Genomic DNA, 14,550 nt, shown 5'->3' on the forward strand with positions numbered 1-14,550 from the left:
CTCAGGACACCCGGCCAGTGTCGGTGTTCTCCGACTTACTGGATCCCCAGAACGTCGACGACGAAGACCATGGTAGATCCCTCGGGGATGCCCTGGGGCCACGAACCCTCGGGGTAGCCGTCCTCCGGGGCGATGACGATGAGCAGCTGCGAACCGACCGTGCTGCCGATGATCGCGTCGGCGAAACCGGGCACGAGACCGGCCTGCGGGTCGTCCTCGAGGCTGACCGCCGGGAGCGTCGCGGGGATGCCGTTGTCCCACGACGACTGGAAGACGGTGCCGGTGTCCCAGACGAGTCCGGTGTAGTGGGCGACGACCTGGTCGCCCTCCTTCACCTTGGTGCCGTCGCCGCGCTTGAGCACGGACACGCGGGTGTCGGCGGGCGGGGCCTGGTTGGGCACGCTGATGCCGGGACGCCCATCCGGCGCCGTGACGACCGCGGGCAGGCCGTTCTCGGCGAGCTGGTTGGCGCCGTTCGCCTTGCCGAGGTAGCCGCGCTCGACGTCGATGACGGCGACGAGGGTGTCGTCGTTGCCGAGTCCGAGCTCCGGGTTGAGCTGATCGGCACCGTAGATGTCCTCGACCGTCGCGGCGAACGCGACGCGCGACCCGACGGTCGCGCACTCGACGGCCTGGGCGAACATATCGTCCTCGGCACCGACGGTGCGGCGCACCGGCTCGGCCTCGTCATAGCTCGACGAGGTCAGCAGGTCGCCGCTCGTGCCGGCGTAGAGGGAGATCTGCAGGTCGGCGACCTCGCCGGACTGCAGGAGCGATCCGTCCCCGGCGGAGACGGTGGTGACCTGGGCGCTCTTGGTGACGAGCGGGGTGGGGAAGCTCACGTCGGGCTCCTGGCCGATGCGACCGGTCGCCTCCACGACGCTCGCGGTCTGGCCGCTCGGGAAGGTCGGGGTGCAGTGCGAGGGGTCCGCCGGCGAACTGCACGCCACGAGCGTCGTTCCGAGCACGGCGACGGCGATGAGCGCGGGGATAGTGCGCACGGATCCTCATTCCCTTTGACTCGAGCTGCCCGATGAGCAGCACCAACTCTACCGACTCGGCGAATCGTCGCCGGACTCGGCGTCCGCGGCGAGGCGGGCGGTGGCCTGAGCCTGGCGACCGGCCTTGCGGAGGCGCTTGTCGCTCGTGATCCGCTCCCCCACGGCACCGGGCGTCCAGGCCTCGACGTCCTCGTCGGTGTAGTCGGTCTTCGACGCGCGTTGCGCCCGCTTGGGCAGCACGGCGCCCGGGGCGAGCCGCCGCGCGGTGACGAGGAAGCCGGTGTGTCCGACCATGCGGTGATCGGGGCGCACGGCGAGTCCGTCGACGTGCCAGCCGCGCACGAGGGTCTCGAACGGGTCGGGCTCGGTGAACAGACCGGAGGAGCGCAGCGCTTCGGCAGTGCGGGAGAGCTGGGTCACGGTGGCGACGTAGCAGACGACGAGGCCGCCGGGCGTGAGGGCGTCGGCGACGGCCTCGACGCACTCCCACGGGGCGAGCATGTCGAGCACGACCCGGTCGACGCTGCCCGGGGCGACGGCGTCGGGCAGCGACTCGACGAGGTCGCCGACGGTCAGCTTCCAGTAGTCGGGCTCCTCACCGAGGAAGCTCGCGACGTTGCCGCGGGCGACGTCGGCGAACTCGGCGCGGCGCTCGAAGGAGTGCACCCGACCGGTCGGCCCGGCGGCACGCAGCAGCCAGAGCGTGAGGGCCCCGGAGCCGACGCCGGCCTCGACGACCGTGGCCCCGGGGAAGATGTCGGCGAACGCGAGCACCTGCGCGGCGTCCTTCGGGTAGACGATCGCCGCTCCGCGCGGCATCGACATGACGAAGTCGTTGAGCAGCGGACGCAGCGCGAGGTATTCGATGCCGTTGCTGCTCGTGACGACCGAGCCGTCGGGCAATCCGATGATGCGGTCGTGTTCGAGCGCCCCGCGGTGCGTGTGGAACTCCTTGCCCGGCTCGAGCGTGATGGTGTTCATCCGGCCCTTGGGACCGGTGAGCTGCACGCGGTCCCCCGCGCGGAACGGACCGTTCTGCCGTCGCGCGGTCATGAGGTGCGTCCGCTCAGCGCGAGTTCCCGCAGGTCGTCGACGGTGCGACCGGCGAGGGTGGGCCACACGGTGTAGTCGGATGACGGCGCGAGTTCGGCGATGTGCGGCACTCCGATCGCCACGGTCCCCGCGGCGACCGCGGAGGCGAGCCCGGGCGGGGAGTCCTCGATCGCGACGCAGTGCGCCGGGTCGACGCCGAGCAGCCGCGCCGCGGTGAGGTAGGCCTCGGGATGCGGTTTGGAGTGCTCGACCTCGTCGCCCGTGACGATGACGTCGAACACGTCGCCGGCGACCTCGGCGATCCGGGAGGCGAACCGGCGGATCGACATGGTGACGAGCGCGGTCGGCAGTCCCGCCTCACGCACCTCGCGCAACAGCTCGAGGGCGCCCGGGCGCCACGGCACCTCGAGGGCGACCTGCTCGAGCACACGGGTCGTCAGGCGGTCGATGATCTCGTCCTCCGAGAGCGCCACGCCGTGGGACTGCAGGATGCGGGCGCTGTGCCACAGGCCCTGGCCGATCAGCTCCAGGCTCTTCTCGTGGTCCCAGGATCCGCCGAACTCGCCGACGATCCACTCCTCGGCGGCGAACCAGTACGGTTCCGAGTCGATCAGGGTCCCGTCCATGTCGAAGAGGACGGCGGCGGGGAGGGTCACGACGCACGAGTCTAGCCACGACGGCTCGGCGGGCCGTGCGCGCCGTCCTATCCTGGTTCCGGGCCCCGGGCCTTCACACCGGGGAGCGAGGACACACGTGGCAGACACTTTCGCGCAGGGCCGGTTGCTGGTCGTGGCATTCGAGGGCTGGAACGATGCCGGCGAGGCGGCGAGCGGTGCGGTGCGCGTTCTCCGGGACCATTTCGAGGTCGAACCGATCGCCGAGGTCGAGCCGGAGGACTACTTCGACTACCAGTTCAACCGCCCCACCGTGGCGATCGACGACGACGGTGAGCGGGTGCTGATCTGGCCGAGCGTCACCGTCTTCGCCCCCGTCGACCCGACGGCCCGCATCCACCTGCTGCTCGGCACGGAACCCTCGCGCGGCTGGAAGACGTTCGCGCAGGAGATCCTCGACATCGTCGTCGACCGGGAGATCGACGGCATCGTGCTGCTCGGCGCGATGCTCGCCGACGTGCCGCACACGCGCCCCATCTCGGTGTTCGCCTCGAGCGACGACCCGGCCGTTCGGGCGGAGTTCGGGTTCGAGCGCAGCACCTATGAGGGTCCGGTGGGCATCCTCAGCGTGCTCGGCGACGCGGCGCGCCAGCGGGAGATCCCGTCGCTGTCGATCTGGGCGTCCGTTCCGCACTACGTGCACAACGCCCCGTCGCCCAAGGCGACGCTCGCGCTCATCGAGAGGCTCGAGTCCATCCTCGGCGTCGACATCCCCCGCGGTGACCTCGTCGAGGAGGCCGCGGCATGGGAGAGCGGCATCGACGCGCTCGCGAGCGACGACGACGACATGTCGTCGTACATCGAGCAGCTCGAACAGGCCCGCGACACCGTCGACTCCCCCGAGGCGAGCGGTGACGCGATCGCCGAGGAGTTCGAGCGCTACCTGCGCCGGCGTGACGGCCGTGACGGCCGCAGCCCCGGGCAGGCGGGCGACGAGCCGTGGCGCCCCGACCCGCCCGTCGTCTGAGCCGACGCCCGGCGGGCCGGGTCATGCCCGATCAGAGCGGGTCGAGCACTCCGGTCGAGAGCAGCACGATGAGCACGCCGCCGAGCAGGATGCGGTAGATCACGAACGGCAGGAACGAGCGCTTCTTGATGTAGCTCATCAGGAAGGCGATGACCGCGAGCCCGACACCGAAGGCGACGACCGTCGCGACGGCGGTCTCGATGCCGGTGAACGGGCTGTCGACCTGCGGCTCGGTGACGCTGTTGTAGAGCTCGTAGAGCCCGCTGCCGAAGACCGCGGGGATCGCGAGCAGGAACGCGTACTGCGCGGCGGCCGGACGGTCGTAGCCGAGCAGCCGGCCCATCGTCGTCGTCGCGCCCGAGCGCGAGACGCCGGGGATGAGCGCGAGGGTCTGCGCGAGTCCGTAGTAGACGCCGTGCGGGTAGGTCAGGTCGGTCAGCTGGCGGCGACGCGAGCCGATGCGGTCGGCGACGCCGAGCAGGATGCCGAACACGATGAGCACGATCGCGATGAGCCACAGCGACCGGAACGTCGAGCGGATGTACTCCTGGAACAGCACCCCGACGATGACGATCGGGATCGAGCCGATGATGATGAGCCAGCCCATCCGCACGTCCGGGTCGTTCCGCTCGATGCCGGAGGCCGTGCCGAAGTGGCGGAACCACTTGCCGATGATTCTGACGATGTCGCGCCAGAAGTAGACGACGACCGCGAGCTCGGTGCCGATCTGCGTGATCGCGGTGAACGTGGCACCGGGGTCGGTCGCGCTCGGCAGGAACTCGCCGGCGATGCGCAGGTGCGCGCTCGACGAGATCGGCAGGAACTCGGTCAGACCCTGGATGAGACCCAGGACGATGGCTTCGAGAAGACCCACGGGTATCCGTTTCAGTAGGCGAGGAGGAGGTCGGTCAGCACCCGGCGCCCGAACGAGAGGGAATCGAGCGGGACCCGCTCGTCGACCCCATGGAACATGCCGGGGAAGTCGAGCTCGGCGGGCAGTCGCAGCGGCGCGAATCCGTATCCGGTGATCCCGAGCTTACTGAGGGCCTTGTTGTCCGTTCCACCGCTCATCAGGTACGGCAGCACCGGCACGCCCGGGTCGTGGCGGTGCAGCGCCTCGACCATGGTCTCGACGAGCCGGCCCGAGAACGGGTTCTCGAGCCCGACATCGCGGTGCACGACCTCGATCTCGATGTCGTCGCCGACGAGGCGCTGCACCTCGGCGAGCACCTCGTCCTCCTCCCCCGGCAGGGTGCGGATGTCGACGAGGGCCTCGGCCGTGTCGGGGATGACGTTGTGCTTGTAGCCGGCGGTGAGCAGGGTCGGGTTGGTCGTCGTGCGCAGGGTCGCCTGGATGAAGCCGGCAGCGGTGCCGGTGCCGAGCACGACCTCGTCGGGAGAGACGCGCTGCGGATCCACGCCGAGCAGCGCGGCGAGCTCGGCGACGAGCCGCTCGGTCGTCTCGGTGAGCCGCACCGGCCAGTCGCGGCGGCCGAGCACGACGATCGCCTCCGCGAGCCGGGTGATCGCGTTGTCGCGCATGACCCGCGACCCGTGCGCCGCGGTGCCGCGGGCGCGCAGGCGCACCCAGACGAGCGCCTTCTCCCCCGTCTGCAGCAGGTAGGCACGTTCCCCCGCGAGGGTGATCGAGTACCCGCCGACCTCGCTGATCGCCTCCGTCGCGCCCGCGAAGAGCTCGGGACGGTGGTCGACGAGCCAGTGCGAGCCGAGCACGCCGCCGGCCTCCTCGTCGGCGAAGAACGCGACGACGAGGTCGCGCGCCGGGCGGCGACCGCTGCCGAGGATGTCCTGCAGCGCGGTGAGGATCATCGCGTCCATGTTCTTCATGTCGACGGCGCCGCGGCCCCACAGCATCCCGTCGCGGATCTCCCCGCCGAACGGGTCGACCGACCAGTTCGCGGCATCCGCGGGCACGACGTCGAGGTGCCCGTGCACGACGAGGGCGGGCTTGGACGGATCCGCTCCCGCCACACGCGCGACGACGCTCGTGCGCCGCGGCTCGGACTCGACGTACTCGGGTTCCAGCCCGAGGCCCGAGAGGATGGCGCCGACGTACTCGGCGGCCTCCGTCTCGCCGCGGGAGCGCCCTTCGCCCCAGTTCGTGGTGTCGAACCGGATCAGGTCGCGGGCGATGCGTGCGGTCTCGTCGAGCTCCTCGGACATGCGCCCACGCTACCCGGCCGCCTTCCCGCATCCGCCCGACCGGCACGCTGGGAGGCCCATGGGAGGCGCCGGAACGACCCCGGAGTCCCGAGACGCCGCGCGTAGCCTGCCCGCATGGCAAGCGACGAACGACCCGCGCTGCGTTCCGGTGCGGGACGCAACGAGATCGAGCTGTACATCGACCTGCTCCGCGACGAGCTGCAGGGAACCCTGCACGACATCGGTCAGCGCCTCGACGTGCGCTGGCACGCGCTGCGCGTGGCTGGGAGCTTCCGCCGCGACTACCGCAAGGCGCCGGGCGCCTTCGCGGCGCTCGCCGGGGTGCTCGGCGCCGTGGCCGTCTGGATGACCGCGGCGACCGTGATCGACCGGAGGAAGAACCGTGGTTGAGAACGCGAGCAAGCGCGAGCAGCAGTCCGTCGACCCGGACGACCCGCGCAAGCCGGACTCCCCCACGCAGCTCGACGGGCAGTCGTGGAAGTACGTCGTCAAGAAGACGTTCCGCGAGTTCAGCGCCGACCAGTGCACCGATCTCGCCGCTGCGCTCACCTACTACGCCGTCCTCGCGATCTTCCCCGCGATCCTCGCCGCCCTGTCGATCCTCGGGCTCTTCGGCGAGGCCGAGCGCACGACCGACGCCGTGCTCGACATCATCGGCGGATTCATCCAGGACTCCCAGACCCTCGAGGCGATCAAGGGCCCGGTGGAGTCGCTCACCTCGCAACCCGCCGCCGGTCTCGCGTTTGTGACCGGCCTGCTCGGCGCCCTGTGGTCGGCGTCCGGCTTCGTGGGTGCCTTCAGCCGCGCGATGAACCGCATCTACGGCATCGAGGAGGGCCGCGGGTTCCTCAAGCTGCGGCCCATGCAGCTCGGCGTGACGATCGTCTCGGTGCTGCTGCTCACGGTCGCCGCCGTGCTGCTCGTGCTGAGCGGACCGGTGGCGGAGGCGATCGGGAACGTCATCGGCCTCGGCGAGGCCGCCCTCATCGTGTGGAACATCGCCAAGTGGCCGGTCATCGTCGCGATCGCCGTGTTCGTGCTCGCGCTGCTCTACTACGCGGCGCCGAACGTGAAGCAGCCGAAGTTCAAGTGGACGAGCATCGGATCGATCGTCGCCCTCGTCGTCTGGGCGCTCGCCACCGTCGGATTCGCGATCTACGTGAGCAACTTCTCGAACTACGACGCGACCTACGGCTCGCTCGGTGGTGTGATCGCGCTGCTGCTGTGGATCTGGATCAGCAACAACGCGCTGCTGCTCGGCGCCGAGCTCGACTCCGAGCTCGAACGCGGCCGCGAGCTGCAGGCCGGGCTCGAGGCGGAGGAGACGCTCAAGCTGCCGCCGCGCGACACGAAGGCGAGCGACAAGAAGGCCGACCAGCGTGCCGCCGACCGGCTGACCGGATGGCGCATCCGGCGCTACTACGAGCGCCACCCGGAGGAGCGCAAGGACTGACGCGGGGGCCCTCCGAATCCGTGCTAGTGTCGTCTCTCGGTCGACCTGGTCGGCCAGCGCGCGGGTGGCGGAAATGGCAGACGCGCTAGCTTGAGGTGCTAGTGCCCGTATAGGGCGTGGGGGTTCAAGTCCCCCCTCGCGCACAGCTGAGAGCCCCGGAGGAATCCGGGGCTCTCGCCGTTTAACCGGCGCCTCCGGAGCGGATGCGTCGTCGCAACGTCAGCCGCGCCAGATCCGCGCTCGCCTCGTCTCGACGACGACCTGTGCCGCGCACATTTCCACGCGCGCTCGAAAGGATCACGGCGCACGCAAGAATGCGCGGCGTGACCGCCCCCGCGACCGCTGGACTCGCCGGCCGCGCCGCCGCCTGGACTCGCCGGCCGCGCCGCGCGAGCGGCGCCGACGGATGCGGTCAGGGCAGCCGGTCGGAGCCGTCGGGGTTCGTCGTGCCGTCGGGGGCCGGCGGCCACTTGTACGGCAGGTCGTCGGGCACACCCGGGAAGAGCGGCCCGTAGAGCTCCGGGTCCTTGCGGATGAGGTTCGACCGGTGGCTGAGGTGGAACTCCTCGTCGCCGATCCACGGGGGCATGTCGAGTTCCGCCTGCTGCAACGCCTCCACCTCGGGCGCGAAGGCGAGCACCACCGGACGCACCGTGTCGCTGTGGCCCTGACGGATCCACTCGTCGGTGACGACGAGCGAGTACTTCACGAGCGCCGGCAGGTGCCCGCGCCACATCTTCGCGACGGGATGGTGACGCCAGCCGTATCCCGGCACGGTGAGCGCCCGGAGCACCTGGAGCGCCTCCACCCGTTGCTTGCCGAGCCGCGCCCGGTCGAGCACCGCGGCGCTGCGGTCGAACTCCGGATAGGGCAGGAAGGTCTGCACCCCTCGACTCTCGCACTCGGGTCGACGCCGTCGCCGGGCCTCCGGGCGGATGTGCAGCCGAAGTAGGCTGGCGGGGCGATGAGCATGCAACGCCGGACCTTCCTGATCGGGGCGGCATCGGGACTGTCGATGCTGCTGCTCTCCGGCTGCACGACGCCGGATCCGAGACCCACCCGCCCCACCCCGACCCCGAGCAGCCCGCTGCCGCGGCCCGCGGGGATGGTCCGCAGCCGCTGGGCGTCGGACTCCTTCACCCGGGGCGCGTCGAGCTACCTGCCCGTCGGTTCGTCACCGGATGATCGCGTCGCCCTGCGGGAGCCCGTGCAGCGCCGGGTGTTCTTCGCCGGCGAGGCGACCTCGAGCGAGCATCCGAACAGCGTCGCCGGTGCCCAGGAATCCGGCCGCCGCGCCGCCGACGAGGTGACCGCGGTCGCCGACGACGCCGAGCGCATCGCGATCGTCGGAGCCGGTATCGCGGGAGCCGCGGCGGCGCGGCAGCTCACCCGCGACGGATTCGACGTCGTGGTCGTCGAGGCGCGCGACCGCACCGGCGGACGCATCGACACGCGACGCTCCGACTCCTGGCCGGTGCCGGTCGAGCTCGGCGCCGCGTGGGTGCACGACCTCGCCGGGACCGACGTGCTGCAGCAGCTCACCCGCCTGCAGATCGACACCGCCATCGCGGACGTGCGTCAGGTGCGCGACGCCGCCGGTGCCGTCCTCGACGTGGACCCCGCCGCCGGTGCCGCGGCCGTCACCCGCGCGGTCGACGCCGCCGCGAGCGGGGTGCGCGACGTCTCGGTGGCGACCGCCCTCGCCGACACCGGGGCGTCGACCGACGACCCGGCGCTCCGAGTGCACCTCGCCGACCCAATCGTCGCGCGACTCGGCGCCGACCCGGACGAGCTCTCCGCCTGGTTCGCGACGACCGAGGTGCCCGCGGGCGCCGATCAGCTCGTCACCGGCGGCATGGCAGCGCTCATCGACGACGCGCTCGACGGCATCCGGGTGTCGCTCTCGAGCGCGGTCACGCGGATCGGCTACGACGCCGACGGCGTGAACCTGCGCCTGGCCACCGGGGAGTCGCTCAACGTCGACCGGGTGATCGTGACCGTGCCCCTCGGGGTGCTGCAGGACGGAGCCATCGAGTTCGACCCGCCGCTGCCCTTCGCGCAGCGCTCCGCGATCGCCGCCCTCGGCGTGGGACTGCAGGATGTGGTCTGGCTGCGGTTCGACGAGCCCCTCTGGTCGACCGAGGCGACGCTGTGGGTGTCGCTCGACGAGGACCTCGACATCACACAGTGGATCAACCTCGAGCCGATCACCGGGGAGGCCGTGCTCGTGGGCCGGCTCGCCGGCGACGCCGCCCGCCGCTTCGCCGACTACGACGACGACGAGGCCGAGACGGCCGCACTCGAGAGCCTGCGGCCCTTCCTCGAACCCGCGGCGGAGGACGGCGCGACCGGCTAGACCCGTGTGGGGATGAGGCGCGACAGGCCGATGAGCGCCGCCGCGACCCCGGAGAACAACGCGAGTGCCGCGATCGCGTAGCCGGCGAACTCCCCCAGGTTGTCGAGCTGGCCGGGGTCGAGGAAGAAGTACGGGTACCACCCGACGATCGAGCCGCGCAGCATCGTCGCCATCCCCCAGACGACGGGATAGCCGAGCACGAGGGCACTCATCCGCCACGACACCCGCCGTCGACCGGGCGCGAACAGCCAGTCGAGCACCGCGTACCCGGGGATCCAGAAGTGCAGCAGCTGATCCGACCACGGCACCTCGAGGCGGTAGTCGACGTTGCCGGCCTGCGTGGCGAGCAACGCGAACACGATGCCCGCGACGCCGAGGTAGGAGGTGACCAGGAGACGAGCGGTGCTGAACCATGTCGCATCCACGGGTCGCCGCCACGCCGAGACGGCGCCGGTGACCATGAGCGCGACCCCCGCGATGTTGCTCTGCATCGTGAGGTAGCCGAAGTAGTTGCCCGTCGCGAACGTGCTGAATCCGAGGCCGTAGAAGAACCGGCCGACGAGCGCGACGACCCCGACGACGGCGACGACCAGACGCAGCACCGCGACCACACGGTGGTGACGGGCGGGGATCATCGGGAGCGCGGGAGGGCCGACGCGATCGCTCCGTCGCGCGCGCGGGCGCAGGCGGGCACGGGAGCGGCGGACATGCCTCCCAGCCTACGGATGCGCGGTCAGTCGAGCGCACCGGCCGCCCCCGCCAGGTCGGCGGCGAGCCGCCCGGACGCGTCGTCCGCTCCGGCGTGCCGCGCAGCCGGAGCGGCCGACGGGTGCGCTGCGAGCAGCGCCCGCGTCCCGTCGGATGCGGGGCGGAACCGGATGCACGCTGAGTGCGCGCTGGACGCTGTCGGCGGTGCCGGGGACAATGGGCGCATGTGCGGACGCTTCGCGGTCATCCAGAGCCAGGACGACCTGGCCGACCTCTTCGAGATCGAACGCGTCGCCGAGGACGTGCCGCCGCCGTCGTACAACATCGCCCCGACCGAGCGGGTCCCCGTCGTGCTCGAATCCGCGAAGGAGGGCTCGGAGGGACGGCGACTGGAGGGCGCGCGCTGGGGACTGGTGCCCTCGTTCGCGAAGGACATCTCGGTCGGAGTGCGGGCGTTCAACGCCCGCGTCGAGACGATCGCCACGAACGGCATGTTCAAGACCGCGTACGTCAAGCGCCGGGCGATCGTGCCCGCCGCGGGGTATTACGAGTGGCAGAAGCTCGCCGACGGCAAGCAGCCCTACTTCCTGCACCCCGCCGACGGGAGCCCGCTCGCGTTCGCGGGGCTCTACGAGTGGTGGAAGAACCCCGCAGACGGGCAGTGGCTGCTCTCGACCACGATCATCACGCGCCCGGCGACGGGGGAACTCGAGGAGATCCACGACCGCATGCCGTTGTTCCTCGCCCCTGAGCTGTGGGGCGACTGGCTCGACCCGCGCTCGAAGCCCTCCGAGGAGCTCGTACAGCACGCGCTCGACGCCGGCTCACGCATCGGCGACGGGTTCGAACTGCGCCCGGTCGGATCCGCGGTCGGGCCCACCCGCAACAAGATCGACGACCCCTCGCTGCTCGAGCCGGTGTGATGCCCGCCGGATACTCCGCCGACTCCGTACGCGCCGCCGAGGCCCCGCTGCTCGCCGCGGGGGTGCCGCTCATGCGCCGCGCCGCCGCGGGACTCGCGCACGAACTGCGCCGGGAATTGCGCTCCGCCGACGACCGGGTGCTCGTGCTCGTCGGCGGCGGGGACAACGGCGGCGACGCCCTCTTCGCCGCGGCGGAACTCGCGGCCGACGGGGTGCGCGTCGACGCCGTCGCCGCAGCGGAACGGATGCACCCGGCGGGCCGGGAGGCGGCGCTCGCCGCGGGGGTGCGGCTGCGGCCCGCCGCCCCGCTCGGCGAGGTCGTCGCGCTCGCCCGCGCGGCGGCCGTCGTGGTCGACGGGCTCGTCGGCATCGGTTCGGACTCCCCGGCGCTGCGCGGGGTGCCGCGGGAACTCGTCGTCGCCCTGCTGCCCGTGGTCGCGGCGCCTGCGGGCCCGCGTGTGGTCGCGGTCGACGTGCCGAGCGGCATCCACCCCGACTCGGGCGACGTGCCGGATGCGGCGGTGCTGCCCGCCGATGTCACGGTCACCTTCGGCGCGGTGAAGGCGGGCCTGCTGCGCGCGCCCGCGTCCGCCCTCGCGGGCGAGGTGCGCCTCGTCGAGATCGGGCTCGACCTCGCGGGCGTCACCCCGCTCGTGCCCGCCCCTCCCGCCTGACCCGCCCCGCGCATCCGCCCGCGCCGCGAGCGGCTGTGGTGGCGATTTCCCGTCGCAAAGTGCGGGTGCGGCCCGGTTCCACCCGCAATATGCGACGGGAACTGCCGTCCGAAATACATCGGCGGCTCGGGTCGGCGGATGCGGTGAGGATGGGGTGCGCGGCGGCCCGGAGCGCCCAGGAAACGAGCGGGATTTACGACACGCGCGCGATGTCGGTGCCGATTGACATATTCGAACGTATGTTCGATCCTGAGGGCATGCCGGCGACCCTCCTCGATACCGCCGCACCCGTCGCCGACGAGGTGCAGCGGCTCAAGGCGCGCATCCGGCAGATGCAGGCTCCCAAACTGGATTCGCGCACGCTGCCGACGCATCCGGCGTTCGCCGACCTGTTGCCCGGCGGCGCGCTGCTCGAGGGCGGCGCGTACTCGGTCGCCCCCTCTTCTGCGCTCGTGATGGCGCTGCTCTCCGGCCCGTCCGCGGCCGGATCGTGGTGCGGCGTCGTCGGCATGCCCGAGTTCGGAGTCGAGGCCGCGCAGCAGTTCGGCGTCGACCTCGACCGGCTCGTGCTCGTTCCGGAACCTGGTGAGCAGTGGCTGAGCGTCACGGCCGCGATCGCCGACGTGCTCACGGTCGTCGTCACCCGTCCGGCGTCGCGCGCGAGCGACTCCGCCGTGGCGCGGCTCGCCGCACGGTTGCGCCAGCGCGGGGCGACCCTGCTCGTGCTCGGCGCCTGGCCGCAGGCCGACGCGATGATCAGCCTCAGCGACAGCAGCTGGTCGGGCGTCGGCGACGGACACGGCTACCTCGACCGCCACGAGGTCACCGTCACGGTGTCGAGCCGTCAGTCGCCGGTGCCCCGCAGTGCCCGGATGCTGCTGCCCGGTCCCGAGCAGCAGGTGCGGGCCCTCGGTCCGGTGCGCGCACCGCGCGTGCGGGCGGTCGGCTGATGAGCGCCCTCCCCGCCGCCGCCCCGGTACCCGTCGGCGACTCCCCCGTGCGCAGCCTCGTGCTGTGGTGCCCCGACTGGCCGGTCGTCGCGCTCTCCCGCGCCGGCGACACCCGCGTGCACCCCGACGAGCCCGTCGCGCTCGTCGAGGCGAACCGCGTGGTCGCGTGTTCCGCCGCCGCCCGCCGCGAGGGTGTGCGGCGCGGTCAGCGCCGTCGTGAGGCGCAGTCGCGATGCCCGACGCTGCGGATCGTGCGCCACGATCCCGGGCTCGACCAGCGCGCGTTCGCCCCCGTCATCGACGCGCTCGAGGAGGTCACCCCGGGCGTGCAGATCCTGCGGCCCGGGCTCAGCGCCCTGCGCGTGCGCGGGCCCGCCCGCTACTACGGCGGCGAGATCCCCGCCGCCCTCACCCTCGTCGGCATCCTCACCGAGCTCGGCATCCCCGAGGTGCGGGCCGGCGTCGCCGACGGTCCGTTCACGGCCGAGCACGCCGCCCGCCGTGCCGATCCGGTACGTGTGGTGCCGCCCGGGAAGGCGGCGGAGTTCCTCGCCCCGCTGCCGATCGCCGTGCTCGATGACGCCGACCTCATCGGACTGCTGCAGCGGCTCGGGGTGCGCACGCTCGGCGACTTCGCGACGCTCGCCCCCGACGAGGTGCGCGGCCGGCTCGGCGACCACGGCGCCCTGCTGCACGCCCTCGCCGGCGGACTGGACTCGCGCCGCATCGTGCCGCGCGTGCCGCCGCGTGACCTCGACCGCGAGGTGTCGTTCGAACCGCCCCTCGACAACGTCGACCAGGTCGCGTTCGGCATCCGGGTCGCCGCCGAGCGGTTCGTCGACGGACTCGCCGCCGCCCACCTGGTGTGCACGTCGCTCGGCGTCGAGATCGCCGCGGAGAACGGCGAGCGGTCGGAACGGGTGTGGCTGCACCCGCGCGCGTTCGCCGCGGGCGAGGTGGTCGACCGGGTGCGCTGGCAGCTGCAGGGCGCGACCCCCGGGCAGGGCGGACTGCGCTCGGGCGTCGTGCGGGTGCGGCTCACCCCCGAGACGGTCGACGCGATCGGCAACCACGAGCACGGGCTGTGGGGCGCCGGACCCGACGACCGGGTGCACGCCGCCCTCTCGCGCGTGCAGAGCATGCTCGGGCACCGCGGGGTCGTCACCGCCACGGTCGGCGGCGGACGCACCCTCGCCGACCGGCAGACCCTCGTGCCGTGGGGCGACCGCCCCGTGCACGCCCGCGAGCGGGGCCGCCCGTGGCCGGGCAGCCTGCCGCCCCCGGTGCCCTCGACCGTGTTCCCCACCCCGCGGGCGGTGACGGTGACGGATGCGCAGGGCGCGGCGGTCACGGTCGACGAGCGCGGGCATCCGAGCGCCCCGCCCGCAGCGTTCACGCTCTCGAACGGAGCGGGGGCGTCGACCCCGCACGGCGCCGCCCGTCGCACCGTGGCGAGCTGGGCGGGGCCATGGACCGTGCAGGAGCGCTGGTGGGATGCGGCGTCGACGGGTCCGGAGCACCGGTTCCAGGTGGTCGACGGCGACGGGATCGCCTGGTTGCTGCTGTTGCGCGGTGACGGCTGGTGGGCGGAGGCCCGGTACGACTGA

General features: G+C 72.3%; 15 protein-coding genes and 1 tRNA gene. 9 read left to right on the forward strand and 7 right to left on the reverse strand.

Annotated elements, in window-relative coordinates:
• Positions 1-35: 35 nt before the first annotated feature.
• The 3 genes from CLV46_RS08585 to CLV46_RS08595 are packed head-to-tail and all read right to left on the reverse strand — an operon-like array spanning position 36 to position 2,710.
• On the reverse strand, positions 36-1,001 hold the full coding sequence (locus CLV46_RS08585; protein WP_100364384.1) for an FKBP-type peptidyl-prolyl cis-trans isomerase: 966 nt from the start codon (positions 999-1,001) through the stop codon (positions 36-38).
• A gap of 48 nt (positions 1,002-1,049) precedes the next feature.
• On the reverse strand, positions 1,050-2,054 hold the full coding sequence (locus CLV46_RS08590) for a tRNA (adenine-N1)-methyltransferase (RefSeq protein WP_100364385.1): 1,005 nt from the start codon (positions 2,052-2,054) through the stop codon (positions 1,050-1,052).
• Positions 2,051-2,710, reverse strand: coding sequence for an HAD family hydrolase (locus CLV46_RS08595; RefSeq protein WP_281253564.1), 660 nt, complete (start codon positions 2,708-2,710; stop codon positions 2,051-2,053). Before CLV46_RS08595 ends, CLV46_RS08590 begins: the two co-directional genes overlap by 4 nt.
• Before the next feature lie 97 nt (positions 2,711-2,807).
• On the opposite strand from CLV46_RS08595, the gene CLV46_RS08600 reads away from it, so the two are divergent.
• Complete coding sequence (locus CLV46_RS08600; protein ID WP_245866668.1) at positions 2,808-3,695, forward strand: PAC2 family protein; 888 nt, start codon at positions 2,808-2,810, stop codon at positions 3,693-3,695.
• Between the two features lie 31 nt (positions 3,696-3,726).
• Here CLV46_RS08600 and CLV46_RS08605 read toward each other — a convergent pair whose 3' ends face one another.
• Together CLV46_RS08605 and CLV46_RS08610 are read right to left on the reverse strand one after the other, a co-directional pair.
• Positions 3,727-4,569: an undecaprenyl-diphosphate phosphatase gene (locus CLV46_RS08605; RefSeq protein WP_100364388.1), complete on the reverse strand. Its 843-nt coding sequence runs from the start codon at positions 4,567-4,569 to the stop codon at positions 3,727-3,729.
• An 11-nt stretch (positions 4,570-4,580) separates the two neighbouring features.
• Complete coding sequence (locus CLV46_RS08610) at positions 4,581-5,879, reverse strand: M20/M25/M40 family metallo-hydrolase (RefSeq protein ID WP_100364389.1); 1,299 nt, start codon at positions 5,877-5,879, stop codon at positions 4,581-4,583.
• A 114-nt stretch (positions 5,880-5,993) separates the two neighbouring features.
• On the opposite strand from CLV46_RS08610, the gene CLV46_RS08615 reads away from it, so the two are divergent.
• From CLV46_RS08615 to CLV46_RS08625, 3 genes are all read left to right on the forward strand, one after another.
• Positions 5,994-6,269 carry a hypothetical protein gene (locus CLV46_RS08615; protein WP_100364390.1) on the forward strand — a complete coding sequence of 92 codons (276 nt, stop codon included), beginning with the start codon at positions 5,994-5,996 and terminating at the stop codon, positions 6,267-6,269.
• Positions 6,262-7,332, forward strand: coding sequence for a YihY/virulence factor BrkB family protein (locus tag CLV46_RS08620; protein ID WP_100364391.1), 1,071 nt, complete (start codon positions 6,262-6,264; stop codon positions 7,330-7,332). The genes CLV46_RS08615 and CLV46_RS08620 overlap by 8 nt, the downstream gene beginning before the upstream one ends.
• Positions 7,333-7,390: 58 nt before the next feature.
• Positions 7,391-7,475, forward strand: a tRNA-Leu gene (locus tag CLV46_RS08625).
• A 269-nt stretch (positions 7,476-7,744) separates the two neighbouring features.
• Here CLV46_RS08625 and CLV46_RS08630 read toward each other — a convergent pair.
• A complete protein-coding gene (locus CLV46_RS08630) occupies positions 7,745-8,218 on the reverse strand; it encodes an MSMEG_6728 family protein (protein WP_170028554.1) in 474 nt (157 codons plus the stop codon).
• A gap of 78 nt (positions 8,219-8,296) precedes the next feature.
• Between CLV46_RS08630 and CLV46_RS08635 the strand changes: the two genes are divergently transcribed.
• Positions 8,297-9,688, forward strand: a complete 1,392-nt coding sequence (locus tag CLV46_RS08635) for a flavin monoamine oxidase family protein (RefSeq protein ID WP_100364392.1) — start codon at positions 8,297-8,299, stop codon at positions 9,686-9,688.
• Here CLV46_RS08635 and CLV46_RS08640 read toward each other — a convergent pair.
• Complete coding sequence (locus CLV46_RS08640) at positions 9,685-10,323, reverse strand: Pr6Pr family membrane protein (protein ID WP_100364393.1); 639 nt, start codon at positions 10,321-10,323, stop codon at positions 9,685-9,687. The genes CLV46_RS08635 and CLV46_RS08640 overlap by 4 nt on opposite strands.
• Positions 10,324-10,620: 297 nt before the next feature.
• Between CLV46_RS08640 and CLV46_RS08645 the strand changes: the two genes are divergently transcribed.
• From CLV46_RS08645 to CLV46_RS08660, 4 genes are all read left to right on the forward strand, one after another.
• Positions 10,621-11,319, forward strand: a complete 699-nt coding sequence (locus CLV46_RS08645) for an SOS response-associated peptidase (protein WP_100364394.1) — start codon at positions 10,621-10,623, stop codon at positions 11,317-11,319.
• A complete protein-coding gene (locus CLV46_RS08650) occupies positions 11,319-11,993 on the forward strand; it encodes an NAD(P)H-hydrate epimerase (protein WP_100365974.1) in 675 nt (224 codons plus the stop codon). Before CLV46_RS08645 ends, CLV46_RS08650 begins: the two co-directional genes overlap by 1 nt.
• A 257-nt stretch (positions 11,994-12,250) precedes the next feature.
• Positions 12,251-12,943, forward strand: a complete 693-nt coding sequence (locus tag CLV46_RS08655) for a hypothetical protein (RefSeq protein WP_100365975.1) — start codon at positions 12,251-12,253, stop codon at positions 12,941-12,943.
• Positions 12,943-14,550, forward strand: a complete 1,608-nt coding sequence (locus tag CLV46_RS08660; RefSeq protein ID WP_100364395.1) for a DNA polymerase Y family protein — start codon at positions 12,943-12,945, stop codon at positions 14,548-14,550. The genes CLV46_RS08655 and CLV46_RS08660 overlap by 1 nt, the downstream gene beginning before the upstream one ends.

The sequence above is a fragment of the Diaminobutyricimonas aerilata genome, assembly GCF_002797715.1.
Classification (GTDB): domain Bacteria; phylum Actinomycetota; class Actinomycetes; order Actinomycetales; family Microbacteriaceae; genus Diaminobutyricimonas; species Diaminobutyricimonas aerilata.

Excerpts from the sequence above, each read along its gene's own strand:
- CLV46_RS08615 (WP_100364390.1), top strand. The coding sequence starts at position 5,994 with ATGGCAAGCGACGAACGACCCGCGCTGCGTTCCGGTGCGGGACGCAAC.
- CLV46_RS08640 (WP_100364393.1), bottom strand. The coding sequence starts at position 10,323 with ATGATCCCCGCCCGTCACCACCGTGTGGTCGCGGTGCTGCGTCTGGTC.
- CLV46_RS08635 (WP_100364392.1), top strand. The coding sequence starts at position 8,297 with ATGAGCATGCAACGCCGGACCTTCCTGATCGGGGCGGCATCGGGACTG.
- CLV46_RS08590 (WP_100364385.1), bottom strand. The coding sequence starts at position 2,054 with ATGACCGCGCGACGGCAGAACGGTCCGTTCCGCGCGGGGGACCGCGTG.
- CLV46_RS08610 (WP_100364389.1), bottom strand. The coding sequence starts at position 5,879 with ATGTCCGAGGAGCTCGACGAGACCGCACGCATCGCCCGCGACCTGATC.
- CLV46_RS08660 (WP_100364395.1), top strand. The coding sequence starts at position 12,943 with ATGAGCGCCCTCCCCGCCGCCGCCCCGGTACCCGTCGGCGACTCCCCC.
- CLV46_RS08655 (WP_100365975.1), top strand. The coding sequence starts at position 12,251 with ATGCCGGCGACCCTCCTCGATACCGCCGCACCCGTCGCCGACGAGGTG.
- CLV46_RS08650 (WP_100365974.1), top strand. The coding sequence starts at position 11,319 with ATGCCCGCCGGATACTCCGCCGACTCCGTACGCGCCGCCGAGGCCCCG.
- CLV46_RS08645 (WP_100364394.1), top strand. The coding sequence starts at position 10,621 with ATGTGCGGACGCTTCGCGGTCATCCAGAGCCAGGACGACCTGGCCGAC.